Source organism: Polynucleobacter sp. AP-Sanab-80-C2, assembly GCF_035012965.1.
Taxonomy (GTDB): domain Bacteria; phylum Pseudomonadota; class Gammaproteobacteria; order Burkholderiales; family Burkholderiaceae; genus Polynucleobacter.
Genome location: NZ_JAYGQS010000005.1, coordinates 36,690 through 56,627, shown reverse-complemented (window position 1 = coordinate 56,627; position 19,938 = coordinate 36,690). Strand labels below are relative to the sequence as shown.

The window sequence follows — 19,938 nt, the reverse complement described above, 5'->3', positions numbered from 1 at the left end:
TGAATTCTTTTCTAATTTCTCTATGCTGATTTAATCCGAAACACCTCAACCCCTACTGAATGGCAGTCCGGGTAAACGTCGGGCTTAGCAGTACTGACGCACGCAGCCAGGACCTTAGGGTGCAATAACATCGCGGTCACGATGTCATCGCAAAAGGTTTCTTGCAGATGGATATGGCCCCTGGAAGCTCGCGCCTTAATGGTCTCACGCATGAAGTCATAATCTACCACTTCATCCAATTGATCATTTGTTGGTGTATTCATATCCAGCGGAATATACAAATCGATATTTAAAATCACGCGTTGCTCTGCCTTCTTCTCAAAATCATGGACGCCGATATTGATATAAATCTCGTAGTCCCGCAAAAATAAACGGCGGCAATCAGCGAGGGCAGGATGAGAAAGAATAGCGTGCATAGATGGTTACTTTATAGAAATACTTAATTCGTTTTAAACATCACATCACGTGATGAAGATAGTAGATGTTGTCCACCATCTACATAGAGAGTCGTTCCAGTAATTGCGCTTGATTCGGCCAAAAATACAGCAGCCTTAGTAATGTCAGACGGTGTAGATGATTTACCTAGCGGTGTCATTTGATGGGCTTTAGAGAAACCACTATCAGTTTGATCGCCAGAAGGCAAAGAAATGCCTGGGGCCAATCCCACCACCCTTAAGTGCGGAGCAAAATCCATTGCCAACACTTCGACAGAAGTTGCCAATGCTGCTTTTGATAAGGTGTATGACAAATAATCAGGATTGAGATTAATGAGCTTTTGATCTAGCATTTGAATGGCGGAAGGTACAAGATCTGATTGATTCCCATTGATTTTCTGAAACTCAAACATCAACTGGGACAGCAGAATTGGCGCAGTTAGATTGACTTGCATGTGCTCCTGCAGACCCTGAGAAGTCAGTGGCACATTGGAGTTAGCGCGATCGTATTCAAAAATTGATGCGTTGTTTATCAGGCAATGCAGATTCGTAAATTGTTTACTCACTTGAGAAAAAAGATTCTTAACAGCTTGCTCATCAGCCAAATCAGCCTGAAAGGCAACTGACTTCACACCAAGGCTCTGAATTTGAGCTACAGTTTCTTGGGCTTCTCTTTCAGATCGCCCATAATGAACGGCCACATCCCAGCCTTGGCGGGCGAACTGCATAGCAATTTCTTGACCTAGGCGCTTGGCGGCGCCAGTCACTAAAACGGCTTTTCGTTGCTGGGAAGGGGTGTTTGAACTCGGGTTCAATTAAATTCTCTTAGACTAGCGAGCTATGGATATTACCTTGACCAGCCTCGAAATGGAGCACAGTGAGCTTCTGAAGGCCAAAATAGCCTCTGAGATCGCCTCCCAAGGTGCTTGGATTCCCTTTTCCCGCTATATGGAGATGGCTCTGTATGAGCCTGGAATGGGCTATTACAGCGCTGGCGCGCACAAGTTGGGTTCTGGTGGGGACTTCACCACGGCACCAGAACTGAGCCCGCTATTTGGTGCAGCCATTTGCACTACGCTCATTCCAGTTCTCGAAGGACTTAAAGCCCAAGGTCTACAAACCCAAATTTTGGAATTCGGGGCTGGCACCGGTAAATTAGCTGCTTCCATTCTGACTCGCTTACAAGATCTTGATTTCGCATTAGACCGTTATGACATCGTAGAGATCTCTCCCGACTTAGCGCAACGTCAACAAGATTTCATCGGCAAAACTATTAAACAACTCCATAGCCAAACTCAATGCGATTGGCTTAGCGAACTACCTCAAGATTTCAAGGGCATCATTTTGGCAAACGAGGTGATCGATGCCATTCCGTGCGATGCCATCATTTATCAAAATGGGTTTTGGTATTGGCATGGCGTTACTGTTGAAAATAATAATTTCACTTGGAAAAGAGGCTCACCTGTTGAGCAGGATTTGCTCCCAGAAACTTTATTAAGTGGGAATTTTTCAGAGGGCTACGTCACTGAATTGCATGCCCCCGCAAATGCATGGATGCATCAAGTTACACAGCAACTTCACAGCGGTTTGTTCCTAACTTTTGATTACGGCTTTCCAGAAGGTGAGTATTACCATCCACAAAGACTGGAGGGCACTTTAATGGCCCACCATCGTCATCATGCTATTCAAAACCCTTTTCATCTTCCAGGTCTATGTGATCTCACAACACACGTGGAGTGGTCACAAATTGCTCGCAGCGCTCTCGCAGAAAATGCCGACGATGTATTCCTCACAAACCAAGCTGCTTATCTCTTAGATGCAGGCATTGGTGACATTGCTTTGGCGATTGGCGACCCTAATAATCCAGCAACGTTTTTACCAATTTCTAACTCATTACAAAAATTGTTATCCGAAGCAGAAATGGGTGAGCTATTTAAAGTCTTTGCTTTCACTAAAAACTTAGAGCAGTTATTGCCAGGCTACACGCTAGAGGATCTGCCTGGATTACGCGGCAGAAATAGACTCTAAAACTTAAGTCTGGAGTGCTGAAGTAATTGCCGCTAATCTTGCAAGCTCAAATGCGCCACCGATTCGCTCACCATTAGATCGATCTTCTGCTGCGACACCAGCAATAATTTCGGCAGTATTAAGCGCTTGAGCGTTCCGCATTGCCTTGATCAAGGCGGCAACATTCAACCCTATCTTTGCAGCAAGATTTAATAATTGTTGTCCGCGATCAGGCTTGCGCCAAACATCGGCACGATTCAACCAAGCTAAGACATCCACCGCCTGAAAATGGCCATGACATTTATCAATACATGTAATGAGATCACTAAAGATTTCACTAAAATCACGAACCTCAATAGGCATACGAACACATTCTGCCCACGAACGAATCTCGCTGGCAGGCACATTCATTAAGACAATTGCACAACGATCATCTAGTGCATCTCCAATCGAATCAAAATGGGCAATCAACTGTTCACGAGATTTTTCTTGAGCCAGTTGCACGCTTAATGTTGGTGAAAGAATCGTTTTAGCAGCGCCCGTGTTTAACAATACTTGGAACATATGCATTGGCTTGCTCGCAACCAAACCTCTAGCGAGTTCTTGCCAGATACGCTCTGCGGATAAAGCATTTAATTCGCCGGCCTGAACGATGGCTTTTAATGAGAGCATCGTTTCATCTGCCACACTAAATTCTGGAAAGCGTGCTGCAAAACGAGCGATACGCAATAAACGCAATGGATCTTCTGCAAAAGCATCTGATACATGCCGAAAGACTTTTGCTGCTAAATCTTTTTGTCCGCCATAAGGATCCAAAATAGGTCCGCATAGCCTTCCATCAACATCGACTTCTTGGGCCATGGCATTAATCGTTAAATCACGACGCTGCAGATCTTGCTCTAAAGTGACTGAAGGGTCTGCATAAAAATGGAAGCCTTTATAGCCTATGCCCGTCTTACGTTCAGTGCGCGCTAAAGCATATTCAGCTTGAGTCTTGGGATGTAAAAAAACAGGGAAATCTTTTCCAACTGGTCGAAAGCCATTCGCAATCATTTCCTCAACGCTGGAGCCCACTACTACGTAGTCAATATCATGGACTGGTAAACCCATGAGGGTATCTCGAATGGCACCGCCAACGGCGTAAATCTTCATTACTGCATACCCTCTAGGGTGCGGCGGCTCATTTTGAACACTTCAGTCAAAGCATCTCTACCGTTCACAGGCAAAGTATTGGGCAACTGCATAGAAGCAATGTTGTCGCGTGACATCAAGGTTGGAACAGGCAAAAACTCAAAGGCTAAAGCCTGGAGATATCCCACAAAAGCCGGCACGGGAATAATGGCACAAGAAGTCTTGGCTTTGCGTGCAGCAAACTCCACAATCTCTTTCATCGTATAAACCGTAGGGCCTACTAAATCATAAGACTGATGAATGGTTTGTGGCATCGCTAAAGATTTTACAAATGCGATTGCGACATCATCCACGCTCACTGGCTGAAACTTTGCTTGATGGTTTGCCAAAGGCATTGCTGGAAACAATTTGGCAAGCTTAGCAAATAAATTAATGAATTGATCTTGCGCGCCGAAAATAACTGAGGGTCTAAAAATAGTCCAATCTACATTACTGGCCTTAACCGCCGCCTCTCCATCACCCTTACTCCGTTGATACATAGAGGGTCCATTGGAGTCGGCACCAAGCGCACTCATGTGCAGATAGCGCTTTAGCCCATGGAGTTGCATCGCAGTAATAATATTTTTTGGTAAATCTACGTGTGCAGCTTTAAATACTTTCCCATAAGGCTGAGCCGGTTTGTCGTGCAATACGCCAACTAAGTTGATGACTGCGCCATTGGGTTTTATACGAGCACACAATGACTGCAATTCATCAAACTCATGAATGTCAGCATCCTCAATATGTATCTTCGGTAGCATACGTAACTCACGCCCAGCCGCAGTATGACTAGACGGAATTAATACTGAATAGCCCGCAACTTGAAGCTGTGCAGCTAACACACGGCCCACAAATCCATTACCACCAATGAGTAAAATATCGTATTGCATAGAGCCTTCTTTTATAAACGTATCGTTAAGGTAACTCAGATTGTGTCGCAGCTTTAGGCGTAATCACACCTAAACGTTGCTTTAATGATTGTGCTTGTCCGTTCATTACCGATGAATAGTAATTCGCATTGGACAATACATTCTTTACATAAGTACGTGTTTCATTAAATGGAATCGTTTCAGCAAAGATGGCGCCTTCAGTAGGCCCTGTGAGCTTTTCACGCCAAGCCTTAGATCGCGAAGGGCCTGCGTTATACGCAGCTGAAGCCAGCACCCAAGAGCCGTCCAAATCAATCAACACCATATTGAGGTAATTGCTGCCCAAGGTCAGATTGGTATTGGTATCGGTCAACTTATCGTTGGTGTAATTCGTCATTCCAATTTTCTTGGCGACATACTTTGCGGTGTTAGGCATGACTTGCATCAAGCCAGAAGCGCCAACTGAAGAAGAGGCATTCATGATGAAGCGTGACTCCTGACGAATGAGTCCATAAGCCCAAGCAAGATTCAAATCAATCTGCCTTGCAATTGGAGAAAGCTCATCACGGTATGGCGTCGGGTAACGTAAACTAAAATCATGCTCTTGCTTGGTTCGATCTGCAGTATTGACCACGCGATCATAGAGATTGACTCGTTTGGCATACTCTGCGGCAGCCAATAGCTGCTTATCTGTCATGTTCCGTAATTCCCAATTCCACTCACGATTACCTTCAAAACGTAAGTTCATCGCATAAAGGCGCTCACCACGAATAAATCCCTTATGACTAGCCATGACATCAATTTCAGACTCAGTTACCTTGGTGCGACCTGGAGCATGATTCGATTTGCCCAACTCTTCACGAGCGAGCTGACCATAAAAGTTGTATTGATCGGCAATCATTTCAAAGCTATCTTTAGCCTTGGCGTCCTGACCCTCAGCCTTTGATGCACGACCGTACCAATAGGTCCAAGCAGGATCTTTGCTGCGTATCACAGGGTTCATACCATCGATAGCATTCTTCACCAAGACCCAGTCTTTAGCACGTAATGCAGCACGCACTTTCCATTCTTGCGACTCCACCGAGAGGAGTTCGTTATAGCCCAGAGCTTGTTGTAATCGATAAGCATCATCTGCATTTGGGTCTAATTTCTTCGCCAAAAATTGTCCAATAACACCCCATGCCACCGCTTGATTCTCTTTGCTATAGCGCGATGATGTTTGCAAGAAATCTCGATAGGCTTTTGATGGATCGGCTTTAGCCGCCTTGACAATCTCGCCAATAGGATCATCACCACCAAGACGTTTCGCCATGGTGTCAAAACCTCTTTCGCTGGCAGCACGACCAATCGCCTTTGCCTCATTTGGCGTCATACCGCCTGCCGCTACTAGTGAAGGCACTAACTCTTGGCAGGCTTGACCGAAGTAACTGGGGTCCAACAAGATTGCCCGTGAATCAATTGCTAATTTTGTTGGGTTCTCACCTTGCGAAAGCTTGGATAACAAGAAATAGCATTTCACTTGAGTATCGTCATCTAAAACAAACTTGGCGTACTCAGCATCAAATCGCGCCCAGTCTTTGCGCTTACCCAGCACCAGTAGCCAATCATTGCGCATACGATCTGCTAAAGCAGTGCCTTGATATTGATTTAAGAATGCAACTACCTGAGTATCGGCACTGTAATCATTTCGCGGCCCTCCAGCGCTATCAAACAACTGAGGCTTGATACGGAAATAAGCTACATAGTCATCAAAAGGATAGTTGGCTAAATTGGCTGACAACTGCTGCGTACGAAACACATCATTTTTTCTGGCTGCCTCACGTAAGTCGATAAACATCCTATCGGCGTCAGTAATTTCAGCTGGGGCGGCCTTACTCTCATAGGATTTAGGTAGAACTGGCTTTTTCAATTTTTCTGCAAATGCTTGGGGCGCATTGAAGACTAGGCCCAAAATCAGAATCTTGGCCCATTGTTGGCATATGCGAATTTTTAACTTCTTTTTCAACATCTAACCCTATATTGATGGATGAGGCATTTTGTTACGCTAACTTGATTACTACATCTATTGATTTTCGCCTGATAATGGTCGATATGCACGGTAATTCACCAAAAACTCTTCGCCAAGAATTGTTAAAGCAACGCAAAGAATTTGCGGCGGGGGCAAACTATACCCATGCCACAGAACCCCTACTGAGTAAGCTAAACGCATTTTTAGAATCGGATGGCGCATCCCTGCGCTCGATTGCGCTCTATTGGCCCATTCAGGATGAATTGGATTTGCGCCCTACCTTAATTGCTTGGTCTAAAAGCGCATTCGGACGTTTACTCTTACTGCCTTTTGCTCGCCCTGATAAGCATCTCGATTTTTATGAATGGAGAGATGGTGACATCCTAATCCCAAGCAAACATGGTGTGCCAGAACCAGACCCGAATAACTCAGATAGGCCTACTAGCAGTCCGGACTGCATCCTGATTCCTTGTGTTGGCTGGTCAAGCTCAACAGCAAACGGTAAAACGCATTACTGGCGTCTAGGTTATGGCGGCGGCTATTTTGATCGAACCCTTGCGAACTTGAGAGAAAACAATCCCAAGCTCATTTGTATTGGGATTGGATTTGATTGGCAAAAACTGGATGATACCCAGTGGGCGGCTCAAACACACGATGAGCCTTTGGACATGCTACTGACTGAGTCAGGCTTACTTCGTTAGATCGAGGTTGTCGGCGATTGCTAAAACTGCATCTGCTTGATTCAAAGAATAGAAATGTAAGCCTGGTGCGCCAGCGGTCAGAAGCTGGTCACACAGATCCGTCACTACCTGTTCACCAAACGCACGTATAGATGCAATGTCATCGCCATATGACTGGAGGCGCAAGCGAATCCAACGTGGAATCTCAGCACCACAGGCGTCTGAAAAACGTAGCAACTGCGTACTATTCGTAATCGGCATGATGCCGGCAATAATGGGCTGCGTAACACCTAAGTCATAAGCCTCATCGACAAAACGGAAGTAGGCATCACTGTTATAAAAATACTGCGTTACGGCAGAATTAGCCCCTGCCTTCATTTTTTGCACAAAGAAATCTACATCGCTTGCAGGCGACTTTGCCTGTGGATGAGTCTCTGGATAGGCTGCCACATCAATATGAAACCAATCACCTGTTTCCGCACGAATAAATTCAACTAATTCATTGGCATGATGAAACTCACCATACTGGCCCATGCCAGATGGTAAGTCACCACGTAAAGCAACAATTCGTTTAATCCCTAAAGCTTGATACTGCTTCAACATTTCTCTCACACTATCACGTGAGCTGCCAACACAAGATAAGTGGGGAGCCACTGCAGCGCCTGCAGCATGAATATCGCCCACTACTTTTAATGTGCCAGACTGAGTAGAACCACCGGCACCAAAAGTCACAGAATAAAACGCTGGCTTGAGTGTTTCGCTGAAGCGCTCACGCACAAGGCGCAACTTATTCTCACCTTCAGGTGTTTTTGGAGGAAAGAACTCGACGCTTAATTCCATGATCTTGGGCCTAGGTATCTATTAAATGAATGGATTAATAACGATAGTGGTCAGCCTTATATGGGCCTTCCTTCGTTACACCAATGTAGGAAGCCTGCTGATCAGACAACACCGTTAACTCTGCATTGAGAGTCTTGAGCTGTAAACGTGCAACCTTCTCATCCAAATGCTTAGGCAATGTATATACACCGATTGGGTATTTATCTGTACCTACCGCATTCCATAATTCGATTTGCGCGATCACTTGGTTTGCAAATGATGAGCTCATGACATAAGAGGGGTGTCCCGTACCGCAACCTAGGTTTACCAAACGGCCCTTGGCCAAAATGATGATGCGCTTTTCAGGTTGGCCATTGGCAGCCGGGAAAATCACATGGTCAACTTGTGGCTTGATCTCTTCCCATTTGTATTTTTCGATGCCGGCGACGTCGATCTCGTTATCAAAGTGGCCAATGTTACAAACGATCGCTTGATTCTTCATCTTCACCATATGGTCATGTGTAATCACATGGTAGTTGCCTGTTGCAGAAACAAAGATATCTGCTTTGTCAGCAGCATAATCCATAGTCACAACACGATAGCCTTCCATAGCTGCTTGTAATGCACAAATCGGATCCACTTCGGTAACCCAAACTTGAGCAGACAAAGCGCGCAATGCTTGGGCCGAACCTTTGCCGACATCGCCATAACCACAAACTACTGCAACCTTGCCGGCAACCATGACGTCGGTAGCACGCTTGATCGCATCAACTAAAGACTCGCGGCAACCATAGAGGTTGTCGAACTTGCTCTTAGTAACTGAGTCGTTCACGTTGATTGCAGGGAATTTCAAATCGCCTTTAGCAAACATTTGATACAGGCGATGTACACCAGTAGTCGTCTCTTCTGTAACGCCCTTTACTTTTTCCAAGCGTGTGGAATACCAAGTTGGATCTTGTGCCAATTTTTTCTTAATGGCAGAGAACAAAATGGTTTCTTCTTCGCTAGTGGGGTGATTCAAGCAAGCTTGATCTTTTTCAGCACGTGCGCCGAGGTGCAGTAACAAAGTCGCATCGCCACCGTCATCCAAAATCATATTGGTATAACCGCCGTCAGCCCATTCAAAAATACGATGGGTGAAATCCCAATATTGCTCAAGGGTCTCACCCTTAATGGCATAGACTGGCGTGCCATTGGCAGCAATTGCAGCTGCAGCATGATCTTGTGTTGAGAAAATATTGCAAGAAGCCCATTGAACTTGGGCTCCGAGAGCCTCTAGGGTCTCAATCAATACTGCGGTTTGAATGGTCATGTGCAATGAACCAGTGATACGGGCACCGCGTAATGGCTGTTGCGCTGAAAACTCATCACGAATAGCGATCAAGCCAGGCATTTCAGTTTCAGCAATCGCAATTTCTTTACGGCCAAAGTCAGCTAAAGAAATATCAGCAATTGCGCAACGGGTGGCAACAAAATTATTTAAATCAGAAACGGTATTCATTAATGCTCCAGCTAAAGACGATCCAATGCTGGAGTGCAAACTCGCTAGCCGTTGAATCATGGGTTAGCGAGCGCAGTTGCAATAAGCAAATTCTGGAGGTTGCCCCAGAACTTACTCCCTCCAAGCCTGGGGAAATGCTGGGCCTCAACATTCCTTGCAACGCTCCTTGAAGGTATGGAGAAATTGTAATCAATTTCTCCATATTTCGCCTCAATCCATCTATAAACTGCTTTTGAAGGCTTTCTAAGTAGCTTTAGTACTTATAGACCTGCAGCAGCACGTAATGCAGCGGCCTTATCAGTCTGTTCCCAAGTAAATTCCGGCTCTTCACGACCAAAGTGGCCGTAAGCAGCGGTCTTGCGATAGATTGGGCGCAAGAGGTTCAGCATTTTCACAATCCCTTTTGGACGCAAATCAAAGTGCTCAGATACTAATTGCGCAATCTTCTCATCAGAGATCTTGCCAGTGCCATAAGTACTCACCATCACTGAAGTTGGTTTTGCAACGCCAATAGCGTAAGAGATCTGGATCAAACACTTGCTTGCTAAACCGGCAGCAACAACGTTCTTAGCCACATAACGACCGGCATAGGCCGCAGAGCGATCAACCTTAGATGGATCTTTACCAGAGAATGCGCCACCACCGTGAGGGGCTGCACCGCCGTAGGTATCCACAATAATTTTGCGACCAGTTAAGCCGCAATCGCCTTGTGGGCCACCAATAACGAAACGGCCAGTAGGATTGACCAAGAAATTAATTGCGCCTTTGATCAAATGCTTTGGCAATACTGGTTTGATGATTTCTTCGATGACTGCTTCACGCAATTTTTCAAGAGAAATATCTTCATCATGCTGAGTAGACAGTACAACGGTATCAATTGAGTCAGGCTTACCGTCCACATAACGTAATGTCACTTGTGACTTGGCATCTGGGCGCAACCATGTCAAACGGCCATCACAACGCAATTGAGATTGACGCTCAACCAAACGGTGTGACAAGTGAATTGGCAAAGGCATAAGCTCAGCCGTCTCATCACAAGCATAACCAAACATTAAGCCTTGGTCGCCAGCGCCTTGATCTAAACCATCATCATGTGCCTTATCAACGCCTTGCGCAATATCTGGACTTTGCTTGTCATAAGCAACTAATACAGCGCATCCTTTGTAATCAATGCCGTAGGCGGTATTGTCGTAGCCAATTTCACGCAAAGTATTGCGAGCCACTTGAATGTAGTCAACGTTAGCGTTAGTAGTAATTTCACCAGCAAGTACTACTAAGCCGGTATTACACAAAGTTTCAGCTGCGACGCGTGCTGTTGGATCTTGTGCCAAAATGGCATCCAGAATCGAATCAGAAATTTGGTCTGCTACTTTATCGGGGTGGCCTTCAGAAACAGATTCTGAGGTGAAGAAGTAATCATTTGCCATTGCATATTCCTTTAAAAATTAACACGATCTGTAGGACAACTCGACGTGCCAGGAACTACAACGGCGACGCTTTAGCAGAATTTTTGAATCGCCCTGCAAGTTGTCTTAACTCGGCGATGCTGTAATTCTATCTGAAAAGGGTGTAATCCATCAAGAGGCGCTTAAATTTGGTCTCTACAGCCGCATTGAATATCATTGGAGGGTGCGAAAAATCCTTTTGAATTTCGGTCTCAACATCATCTCTGTGCTGCCCCTTGCAGTAGTGCAGGTATTTGGCGCGCTTTTGGGACTTTTGGCCTATTTGGGCTCAAAACAATATCGCTCATTATTTAGGCCTCAATACGAAGCTGTAGTGAACGCCCGCAAACTCCCTTTCAAACTCTGGGAAGCAGTGCGCGCATCGGGCATGCTGTTTTCAGATAGCCTGTGGATCTGGCGCAATCCCAAAAAAGCATTAGCAATCACCACCGTGCACAACTGGAATGTCGTACAGGATGCCATGTCTGAAGGTAAGGGCATGATCATTCTCTGTCCACATCTAGGTGGCTTTGAAATCATTCCTCGCTATCTTGCAAACCATTACCCAGCAACCATCATGTACCGCCCATCTCGCCAAGAATGGCTTAATGAAGTTGTTGAGGCAGGTCGCGCCTACCCTAACATGCATTTTGTCCCGACTAATCTCAACGGCGTCCGCCAAATGACGCGGGCGCTTTCCAAAGGAGAGGCAATCGCCATCCTTCCCGATCAGGTACCAAGCGGCGGTGATGGCATTTGGGCTCATTTTTTTGAACGTCCTGCCTACACAACCACCTTGCCAATTCGTCTTGCGAATCGCCACAACACTCCTGCAGTCATGTTTACAGCCAGAAGAAACTCGCTGGGCAAAGGATGGACGATTGACGCCAAACGTTTAGATGCGTTTTCAGACGATGCCAATATTGCGGTCAAAGAATTAAACACTTCGATTGAAAACGCGATTTTGGTTGCACCAGAACAATTTATTTGGTCTTACAACCGCTATAAGCATCCAGCCGGTGCAGAATTGCCGCCGAGCGCTTAATCAATTTATTATTTTTGAGATGGCCTGGTTATCCAACCTCTTCAATTTCTTAGCGCTTAGCTTATTGCGCTTATTCGCCTTTCTGCCATACACCATCACGATTTATGTGGGCTATGGACTTGGTTGGTTGGCAGCCCATACACCCAATAGTCGCGCTCAGGTTGTTAAAACAAATTTGCGACTGTGTTTTCCCAATCTGAGCGAAGTGGAAATTGATCAACTTGCGCTGGAGCACTGGAAATTATTTGGTCGCAGCGTATTGGAGAGAAGCCGAATTTGGCTTGGCAGTGGCAATCAAATCACCGATATCGTCACGATAAATTCTGCCATTACCTTAGGTGATCGCAAGCCGCGCCTACTCATCAACCCCCACTTTGTCGGCCTTGAAGGCGGTTTTATGGCGCTCTCTGTACTGGCTAACCAGCATGATTGGCCAAGGGGTGCAGGTCTCTACCAAAATATGAAGAACCCCTTCTTTAATCAAAAAATGATTGAATGGAGAAATCGCTTTGGGGGTAAATCGATTGAAAGACAAAGTCGGCTGCGCGATCTCATTCGTGAAATTCAGACAGGTAATTTTATTTTTATTGCTCCTGATATTGATTTGGGGCCAAGAGACTCAGTCTTTGTCCCTTTCTTCGGTATTCAAACCAACACTATCACTTCCGTATCACGCCTTGCCAGATTGAGCGGAGCTGAGGTGTGTTTAATGACCACTACGCTAAATCAAGATCGCAAAGGCTATACCTGCAATATCAGTGAACCTTTGCCCAATTTTCCAAGCGATGATGTAGAAAAAGATACAGCTCGTCTTAATCTATATATAGAAGAACTTGTTCGAGAAAGACCAGCAGAGTACTATTGGGTTCATAAACGCTTTAAGCATCGCCCTCCTGGTGAGGCTAGCCTTTACGATTAAAGAGATATTTTGAGCGCTCATCAAGCCAACACTGGACGCAAACTTCGCTTCACCAAAATGCATGGTGCTGGCAATGACTTTATCGTGCTCAATGGCATCGATCAAGACCTCAGCGGCATCACACGCGAGCAGTGGCAATCATTAGCTCATCGTCAATTTGGCATTGGTGCTGATCAAATTCTCTTGGTGGAAAAAGCTACCAGACCCGATGCGGATTTTAAATATCGGATTTTTAATGCAGACGGTGGCGAAGTAGAGCAATGCGGCAATGGCTCGCGTTGTTTTGTGCGCTTCGTATTGGATCAAGGCTTATCCACTAAAAATCCTTTACGTGTCGAAGTTGCACACACTATTCTCTCGCTTAAATCTAATCCAGATGGACAGGTTGAGGTAGATATGGGTGCACCAATTTTTGAGCCTAGCCAAATCCCATTTAATGACAATGGCTTGGCAAGCATGCAAGAGCTTCATGAAACGCTTTACGCCCTTCCCCTAGATCACCCTGCGACACACGATAGTTTTGTTGGTGTTGTATCTATGGGCAATCCTCATGCCGTACAAGTCGTAAGTGATATTGGTAGCGCACCTGTTCTTGAAGAAGGGCATGAAATTGAAAAACACCCTGCGTTTCCAAAAAAGGTAAATGTAGGCTACATGCAGGCTGTTAATCGCAATGAAATTAAATTACGCGTATATGAACGTGGTGCAGGAGAAACTTTGGCCTGCGGTACTGGTGCTTGCGCGGCCGTAGTTTCGGGCATTCGCAGGGGTTTGTTAGATTCGCCAGTGAAGGTTCATACCCGCGGCGGGGATCTTCAAATTGCTTGGGGCGGGATCGTCAATAACGTTACTCAGCCCGTCATCATGACTGGACCAGCTGTTACCGTATTTGAAGGTGAAACAGAAATCTAAGCAAAGCTTTCTGTTTTCTTAGATGCCGTATTTTTCGCGATAGGCTTTTACTGCCGGCAAATAATTTGTTAACTGAGCATCGCTTGAAGCAGTTAAGAAAGACATTAAGCCAGTTAAGTTCGCAATTGAAATGACTGGCAAGTTAAATTCTTGCTGAACCGCTTGCACCGCTGACTGATCACCAATCTCGGTTGCAGTTCCGGATCTTTCCATGCGGTCTAAGGCAATCAAGACGGCCGCAGGTTCCGCTCCTGCTTTGCGAATAAGCTCTACGGACTCTCTGACAGAGGTGCCTGCAGAAATAACATCATCAACAATCACTACCCTGCCTTTCACTGGCGCACCCACCAACACCCCACCCTCACCATGATCTTTGGCTTCTTTGCGGTTGTAGGCATAAGGCACATTAATCCCGTCGTCAGCCAAAGCAATTGCAGTAGCGGCTGCCAAAGTAATGCCTTTGTAGGCAGGGCCATAGAGCATGTCAAATGGAAGTTTGGATTCTTGCAGGGCCTTAGCGTAATAACGACCTAAGGCACCTAAGCGAGTACCGTCATCAAATCCGCCCGCGTTAAAGAAATAAGGCGAGAGTCTACCGGCTTTAGTTTTAAACTCTCCGAAGGACAAAACCTTTGCCTCCAAGGCAAAACGAATAAAGTTATCTTGATTTGAATTATTTGAGCTCATAGGACTACATGTTACGCATCATTTCAGCGAACCTCAACGGTATCCGTTCTGCAGTCAAAAAAGGCTTTCTGCCATGGGCTATGAAGCAAAAAGCAGACTTCATTTGCATGCAAGAGCTCAAGGCTCAGAAAGATGATCTAGAAGATGCCATCCTCAATCCTGACGGCATGCATGGCTTCTTTCATCATGCCGAGAAGAAAGGCTATAGTGGCTGCGGCATCTATACGCCTCATAAGCCTGACGAGGTTCTCTACGGCTATGGTAATGATGAGTTTGATGCTGAAGGGCGTTACGTAGAAGCTAGATATAAGGGGTTATCAATAATCTCAGTTTATATGCCCTCAGGCTCAAGCTCCCCTGAGCGTCAAGAAGCCAAATATCGTTACCTCGATAGCTTCTTACCTCACCTTATTAAACTCAAAAAATCCGGGAGAGAAATCGTACTCTGCGGCGACGTCAATATTGCACATCACGAGATTGATTTAAAAAACTGGAAAGGTAATGTTAAAAATTCTGGCTTCCTTCCAGAGGAGCGAGCGTGGCTCACCAATCTCTTTGACAAGAACGGCTATGTAGATGTGTATCGCAAACTAGAACCCAAAACCGGAGAGTCTTGCTACACCTGGTGGAGTAACCGCGGTCAAGCCTATGCCAAGAATGTGGGGTGGCGCATTGACTATCAGATCAGCACACCAGGCATTGCTACTACTGCCAAGAAAACAGCAGTCTATAAAGATGAGCGCTTTTCAGATCACGCCCCGCTGACGGTCGACTATGACTGGAAGCTTTAAGTATTAAAAAGAAGGAAATTACTCCCCGTCTTTTTTAATCTGCACAACCTTAAAGTGAATCGTTGCCCAAATCAGAATGAGGACAGGGGCACCAATGATCGCAGTGCCATAGAAAAAAGCCTGGTACCCGAAGCTGTCAACAAATACACCCGAGAAGCCTGCAAGCCATTTAGGCAGCAACAACATCATCGAACTAAAGAGTGCGTATTGAGTAGCTGAATAACGAATATTTGTCAGCGATGATAAGAAAGCAATAAAGGCAGCGCTAGCAATACCCGAGCTTAAGTTATCAGCTGAGATTACCCAAATCAAACCATGTAAATCATGGCCTTGGGTGGCAAGCCAAGCAAACAGTAAATTGCTTACAGCAGACAGTACTGCCCCTAAAAACAAAATTCGTAAGACGCCAAATCGCAGAGTGAGGACGCCACCTACAAATGCACCAACTAAAGTCATCACGACACCAAATACTTTACTGACTGCCGCTACTTCATCTTTGGTATAGCCCATATCGACATAAAATGGATTAGCCATAATGCCCATTACGACATCGCTAATACGATAGATTGCGATGAGTGACAAAATCAAAATCGCATGCCAACGATAGCGGGTGATGAATTCTGCAAAAGGTTCTATCAAGGTTTGATAAAGCCATGCTTTAGCATTACGCGCTTTGGCTAATTCATAGCGTGCTGGCTCAGTACTTAATAGCGTAGTGAATACGCCAACACCAATGGAGGCGGCCATACAAAGATAAGCGAATTGCCAGGCACTAGCGTCATAACCGCTGCCTGTTTCAGCTCTTGCAGCAAGCCACAATACGCCCGCACCCGCCCAAATCAACGCCAGTCGATAGCCTGTTTGGTAAGTAGCCGCCAAGGCGGCTTGATGATCACTATTAGCTGATTCAATGCGGAAAGCATCTAAAGCAATATCTTGAGTCGCCGAACCAAATGCCACCAGCAGTGCGCACCAAACAATGGAGTTCAGAGCCAGCCTGGGATCTAAAGAAGACATTCCTACAAGACCCAAAATAATGAGCGCTTGCGCAAAAAGCAACCAACTTCTTCTGCGCCCCAGCAACTGAGTCAAAAAAGGAATTTGCACACGATCCACTAATGGCGCCCAAACCCATTTGAATGCGTAGATCAAGCCAACCCAAGTGAGATAGCCAATCGTGCTGCGATCAATGCCTGCTTCACGCAACCAAAAACTTAAAGTCCCTAGAATCAGTAAAAGAGGCAAGCCAGCGGAGAAGCCCAGAAACAGCATTCGCAAGCATGGCCATTCGAGATATACCCGAAAATCTTTTAGCCAAGATTGAACTGCACTTAACACCTTGAGATTATTGCCCTATGCACGGCTGACACGAAATAAAGCCAAGCTGCCGAATAAATTTGGCATTAGAGTCACTTGTCGACCGTCATGCAAAATGCACTGATCAATCACTTTGAGACCAATACTAGAGGCTAACTTTTCAAAGTCGGCTACAGTCAACACCCGTACGTTCGGAGTGTTGTACCACTGGTAAGGCAAGCTCTTAGAAACAGGCATACGGCCTAAGCCAACTGCCAAGCGATGCGACCAATGGGCAAAATTCGGAAATGACACAATTGATTCTTTACCGACACGTACCACTTCACGCAAAATCTTTTCCGTTTGATGAATGGTTTGCACTGTCTGTGACAACACGACCGTATCAAAGCTGTTATCTTCAAAGAGCGCCAAACCGCCCTCTAAGTCTTGTTGAATAACGTTTAAACCTTTTTGCACGCAAGATAATACGCGTGCATCATCAATCTCTACACCATAAGCATGAACCGGTTTTTGCTTCTGCAAAAACTCTAAGAAACTACCGTCACCACAACCTAAGTCAAGCACCTGGCTATTAGGCGCAATCCAATTGGCTATAGCAGCAAAATCGGTACGCTGATTCATGGTCATGATTGAACCTCACGCATTTTCTTGAAATAAGCTCTCACCAAATTGTGATAACGCTGATCATCTAACAGGAAGGCATCATGGCCATGAGGTGCATCAATCTCAGCATAGGTCACTTCGCTCTTATTGCTCAAGAGAGATTGAACAATCTCGCGACTGCGATTAGGCGGGAAGCGCCAATCGGTAGAGAAACTCACTACCAAAAATTTGGCTTGCACTTCGGCTAAGGCGCGATTCAAACTACCATCGTAACGACGCGAAGGATCAAAATAATCTAAAGCACGCGTGATCAACAAATAGGTATTGGCATCAAAGTAGGTAGAAAACTTATCACCCTGATGACGCAAATAACTTTCAACCTCAAACTCAACATCAAAACTAAAGCGATAGTCGTTTGATTCCCCATAAGGGCGCTGTAGCTCACGCCCAAATTTCTCGGCCATGTCATCATCAGATAAATAAGTGATGTGACCAACCATCCGCGCTAAACGCAAGCCCCGCTTGGGCACGACACCGCGCTCGTAATAATTGCCACCATGAAAATCGGGGTCAGACAGAATCGCATTTCGTGCCACCTCATTAAACGCAATGTTCTGAGCGCTTAACTTTGGAGTCGAAGCAATCACAACGCAGTGCTCAAGACGCTTAGGAAATTGAATGGCCCAAGCCATCGCCTGCATCCCGCCCAAACTTCCGCCCATGACCGCGGCAAACTTTCGAATGCCTAACTTGTCTGCTAAGCGCGCCTGGGTGTTTACCCAATCCTCAACAGTGACTACTGGAAAATCTGCACCATAAGGTTTACTAGTGGCCGAATTAATACTCATCGGACCGGTAGAGCCAAAGCAGGAGCCTAAATTATTGACACCAATCACAAAAAAATGATTCGTATCAACCGGCTTGCCGGGTCCAATCATGTTATCCCACCAACCAATATCCTTAGGATCGTCGGGGCTTGGTCCCGCTACATGATGGGATGCATTGAGCGCATGGCAAATTAATACGGCATTAGTTTTATCAGCATTAAGCTTGCCGTAGGTTTCAATGACTAAGTCATAGCCAGACAATAAGGCGCCACTCTGCAAAGGCAGGGGCTCGGCAAAATGGATGGTGTTTCTAGAGAGGTATAGCTCGCTCATTCTGACAAGAGCAGACGCAAACTAACATCAGACGCATCCGTTGGCAATTTCTTAAAGCCGCTACGGGCAAATCGATGCCAACGACCTAAAACAAAACTCATCAACATCGCAGCACGAATGCTCACTTCTTCCTGGCCTAGTTGAGACCATGTACCACCCTGAGTTTGGGCAATACGCAAGGATTGCTTTAGCGATGCTTCTACGCGATCTAGCACTTGAGTAATGCGCTCTTGCAGTCGATCATCTTCTTGCAATAAAGCATCGCCCAATAAAACACGGGTCATGCCAGGATTTTTTTCAGCAAAGAATAAGAGCATTTGCAAAATACCGCGCGCTTGAGCAAGTCCAGATTCTTCTTTTTGATTGATCTGATTGATCAAACCAAAAACAGTCTGCTCAATGAAAGAAATCAAGCCTTCAAACATCTGCGCTTTACTCGCAAAATGGCGGTACAGAGCCGCCTCAGAAACCTCTATCTTGGCAGCTAAAGCAGCAGTCGTTACGCGCTCACCCCGCGGGTTTTGCAACATTTCTGCAAGGACTTGAAGAATCTGTAGACGACGCTCGCCAGGACGTGGTCGCTTGCGTGTTTTACCAGCGTCAGCATGATTGCTGTCGATATCGGCTGGCTCTAGAGATTCACGCATGGCTATGTACTTATCTAGAACGAATCATCGTACCGAACGCTTGTTCAGTCAGAATTTCTAATAACAAAGAATGCTCTATTCGGCCATCAATGATGTGTACTGAGTTCACTCCACTTTTAGCAGCATCTAAAGCGGAAGAAATCTTTGGCAACATACCCCCAGAGATCGTGCCATCAGCAAATAAGGCATCAATTTCTCGTGCGGTTAAATCGGTTAATAACTTGCCACTCTTGTCCATGACACCAGGAATATTAGTCATCATGACCAACTTCTCTGCATGAAGGATTTCAGCCATCTTGCCAGCCACTAAATCCGCATTAATGTTGAAAGCTTGACCTTCTGCACTAAAGCCAATCGGCGAAATCACCGGAATGAAAGCATCGTCCTGCAAAGCCTTCACTACTGCTGGATTAATCGCCTCAATCTCACCCACAAAACCGATGTCCACTTTTTTACCTGGCTCTGTTTCACTTGGAATCATCATTTTCTTGGCATGGATGAGTCCACCATCTTTGCCAGTCAAGCCAACCGCTTGTCCACCAAAGTGATTAATCAGCATCACGATATCTTGCTGTACCTCGCCACCAAGAACCCATTCCACGACTTCCATCGTTTCTTCGTCGGTGACGCGCATACCTTGGATAAAGGTTCCTGCTTTACCAATTTTCTTCAATGCTTCATCAATTTGTGGCCCGCCACCATGTACCACCACAGGATTCATGCCGACTAACTTCAACAAAATAACGTCGCGGGCAAAACTTTCTTTGAGACGCTCTTCAACCATAGCATTGCCACCATACTTAATTACGATCGTCTTGCCGTGATACTGACGAATGTATGGCAGTGCTTCGGCAAGAATCTCCGCCTTTAATAAAGGCGGGATATCGCTCAGAGCAGGTAAATGCTTAGTCATTACAAATAGGA

The 19,938-nt window shown here is 45.7% G+C and carries 20 protein-coding genes and 1 riboswitch; of the genes, 6 read left to right on the top strand and 14 right to left on the bottom strand.

What is annotated here, in order from left to right:
- Positions 1-20 precede the first annotated feature (20 nt).
- Complete coding sequence (locus VC178_RS08845) at positions 21-416, bottom strand: dihydroneopterin aldolase (protein ID WP_323482266.1); 396 nt, start codon at positions 414-416, stop codon at positions 21-23.
- Between the two features lie 23 nt (positions 417-439).
- Complete coding sequence (locus VC178_RS08840) at positions 440-1,249, bottom strand: SDR family oxidoreductase (RefSeq protein ID WP_323482265.1); 810 nt, start codon at positions 1,247-1,249, stop codon at positions 440-442.
- Positions 1,250-1,274: 25 nt separating this feature from the next.
- Here VC178_RS08840 and VC178_RS08835 point away from each other — a divergent pair, with 25 nt between their 5' ends.
- Complete coding sequence (locus VC178_RS08835; RefSeq protein ID WP_323482264.1) at positions 1,275-2,462, top strand: class I SAM-dependent methyltransferase; 1,188 nt, start codon at positions 1,275-1,277, stop codon at positions 2,460-2,462.
- Positions 2,463-2,465: 3 nt separating this feature from the next.
- Here the strand turns inward: VC178_RS08835 and VC178_RS08830 are convergent, their stop codons facing one another.
- Genes VC178_RS08830 through VC178_RS08820 form a run of 3 tightly spaced genes read right to left on the bottom strand, consistent with a single transcriptional unit; the run spans position 2,466 to position 6,488 of the window.
- Positions 2,466-3,593: a polynucleotide adenylyltransferase gene (locus tag VC178_RS08830; protein ID WP_323482263.1), complete on the bottom strand. Its 1,128-nt coding sequence runs from the start codon at positions 3,591-3,593 to the stop codon at positions 2,466-2,468.
- Positions 3,593-4,501, bottom strand: coding sequence for a complex I NDUFA9 subunit family protein (locus VC178_RS08825; RefSeq protein ID WP_323482262.1), 909 nt, complete (start codon positions 4,499-4,501; stop codon positions 3,593-3,595). The genes VC178_RS08830 and VC178_RS08825 overlap by 1 nt, the downstream gene beginning before the upstream one ends.
- A gap of 25 nt (positions 4,502-4,526) precedes the next feature.
- On the bottom strand, positions 4,527-6,488 hold the full coding sequence (locus VC178_RS08820) for a lytic transglycosylase domain-containing protein (protein ID WP_323482261.1): 1,962 nt from the start codon (positions 6,486-6,488) through the stop codon (positions 4,527-4,529).
- 83 nt (positions 6,489-6,571) lie between these two features.
- Here VC178_RS08820 and VC178_RS08815 point away from each other — a divergent pair, with 83 nt between their 5' ends.
- On the top strand, positions 6,572-7,189 hold the full coding sequence (locus tag VC178_RS08815) for a 5-formyltetrahydrofolate cyclo-ligase (protein ID WP_323482260.1): 618 nt from the start codon (positions 6,572-6,574) through the stop codon (positions 7,187-7,189).
- Here VC178_RS08815 and metF read toward each other — a convergent pair.
- The 3 genes from metF to metK form a co-directional block, all read right to left on the bottom strand.
- A complete protein-coding gene (gene metF / locus VC178_RS08810) occupies positions 7,178-8,008 on the bottom strand; it encodes a methylenetetrahydrofolate reductase [NAD(P)H] (protein ID WP_323482259.1) in 831 nt (276 codons plus the stop codon). The genes VC178_RS08815 and metF overlap by 12 nt on opposite strands.
- Before the next feature lie 34 nt (positions 8,009-8,042).
- Complete coding sequence (gene ahcY / locus VC178_RS08805) at positions 8,043-9,488, bottom strand: adenosylhomocysteinase (protein WP_215295982.1); 1,446 nt, start codon at positions 9,486-9,488, stop codon at positions 8,043-8,045.
- A 61-nt stretch (positions 9,489-9,549) separates the two neighbouring features.
- Positions 9,550-9,662, bottom strand: a riboswitch (S-adenosyl-L-homocysteine riboswitch).
- Between the two features lie 86 nt (positions 9,663-9,748).
- The gene (gene metK / locus VC178_RS08800; RefSeq protein ID WP_323482258.1) at positions 9,749-10,915 is read right to left on the bottom strand and encodes a methionine adenosyltransferase; all 1,167 of its coding nucleotides are present in this window, start codon (positions 10,913-10,915) and stop codon (positions 9,749-9,751) included.
- 217 nt (positions 10,916-11,132) lie between these two features.
- On the opposite strand from metK, the gene VC178_RS08795 reads away from it, so the two are divergent.
- The 3 genes from VC178_RS08795 to dapF are packed head-to-tail and all read left to right on the top strand — an operon-like array spanning position 11,133 to position 13,809.
- Positions 11,133-11,978, top strand: a complete 846-nt coding sequence (locus tag VC178_RS08795) for a lipid A biosynthesis acyltransferase (RefSeq protein ID WP_323482257.1) — start codon at positions 11,133-11,135, stop codon at positions 11,976-11,978.
- Between the two features lie 19 nt (positions 11,979-11,997).
- Positions 11,998-12,897 carry a lipid A biosynthesis acyltransferase gene (locus VC178_RS08790; RefSeq protein WP_323482256.1) on the top strand — a complete coding sequence of 300 codons (900 nt, stop codon included), beginning with the start codon at positions 11,998-12,000 and terminating at the stop codon, positions 12,895-12,897.
- Positions 12,898-12,954: 57 nt separating this feature from the next.
- Positions 12,955-13,809 (top strand): diaminopimelate epimerase, encoded by an 855-nt coding sequence (dapF, locus tag VC178_RS08785; protein WP_323482386.1) that lies wholly within the window; start codon positions 12,955-12,957, stop codon positions 13,807-13,809.
- An 18-nt stretch (positions 13,810-13,827) separates the two neighbouring features.
- Here the strand turns inward: dapF and pyrE are convergent, their stop codons facing one another.
- A complete protein-coding gene (gene pyrE, locus VC178_RS08780) occupies positions 13,828-14,496 on the bottom strand; it encodes an orotate phosphoribosyltransferase (protein ID WP_323482255.1) in 669 nt (222 codons plus the stop codon).
- 8 nt (positions 14,497-14,504) lie between these two features.
- Here pyrE and VC178_RS08775 point away from each other — a divergent pair, with 8 nt between their 5' ends.
- On the top strand, positions 14,505-15,287 hold the full coding sequence (locus VC178_RS08775) for an exodeoxyribonuclease III (RefSeq protein ID WP_323482254.1): 783 nt from the start codon (positions 14,505-14,507) through the stop codon (positions 15,285-15,287).
- An 18-nt stretch (positions 15,288-15,305) separates the two neighbouring features.
- On the opposite strand, the gene VC178_RS08770 is transcribed toward VC178_RS08775, so the two are convergent.
- From VC178_RS08770 to argB, 5 genes are read right to left on the bottom strand one after another with little or no spacing between them, the layout of a single operon-like run.
- On the bottom strand, positions 15,306-16,625 hold the full coding sequence (locus VC178_RS08770) for an AmpG family muropeptide MFS transporter (RefSeq protein WP_323482253.1): 1,320 nt from the start codon (positions 16,623-16,625) through the stop codon (positions 15,306-15,308).
- A gap of 15 nt (positions 16,626-16,640) precedes the next feature.
- On the bottom strand, positions 16,641-17,231 hold the full coding sequence (gene metW, locus VC178_RS08765; protein WP_215319270.1) for a methionine biosynthesis protein MetW: 591 nt from the start codon (positions 17,229-17,231) through the stop codon (positions 16,641-16,643).
- The gene (gene metX / locus VC178_RS08760) at positions 17,228-18,367 is read right to left on the bottom strand and encodes a homoserine O-succinyltransferase MetX (protein ID WP_323482252.1); all 1,140 of its coding nucleotides are present in this window, start codon (positions 18,365-18,367) and stop codon (positions 17,228-17,230) included. Before metX ends, metW begins: the two co-directional genes overlap by 4 nt.
- Complete coding sequence (gene slmA, locus VC178_RS08755; protein ID WP_323482251.1) at positions 18,364-19,014, bottom strand: nucleoid occlusion factor SlmA; 651 nt, start codon at positions 19,012-19,014, stop codon at positions 18,364-18,366. Before slmA ends, metX begins: the two co-directional genes overlap by 4 nt.
- A 10-nt stretch (positions 19,015-19,024) precedes the next feature.
- Positions 19,025-19,927, bottom strand: coding sequence for an acetylglutamate kinase (gene argB / locus VC178_RS08750; RefSeq protein ID WP_215295991.1), 903 nt, complete (start codon positions 19,925-19,927; stop codon positions 19,025-19,027).
- Between the last annotated feature and the right edge of the window lie 11 nt (positions 19,928-19,938).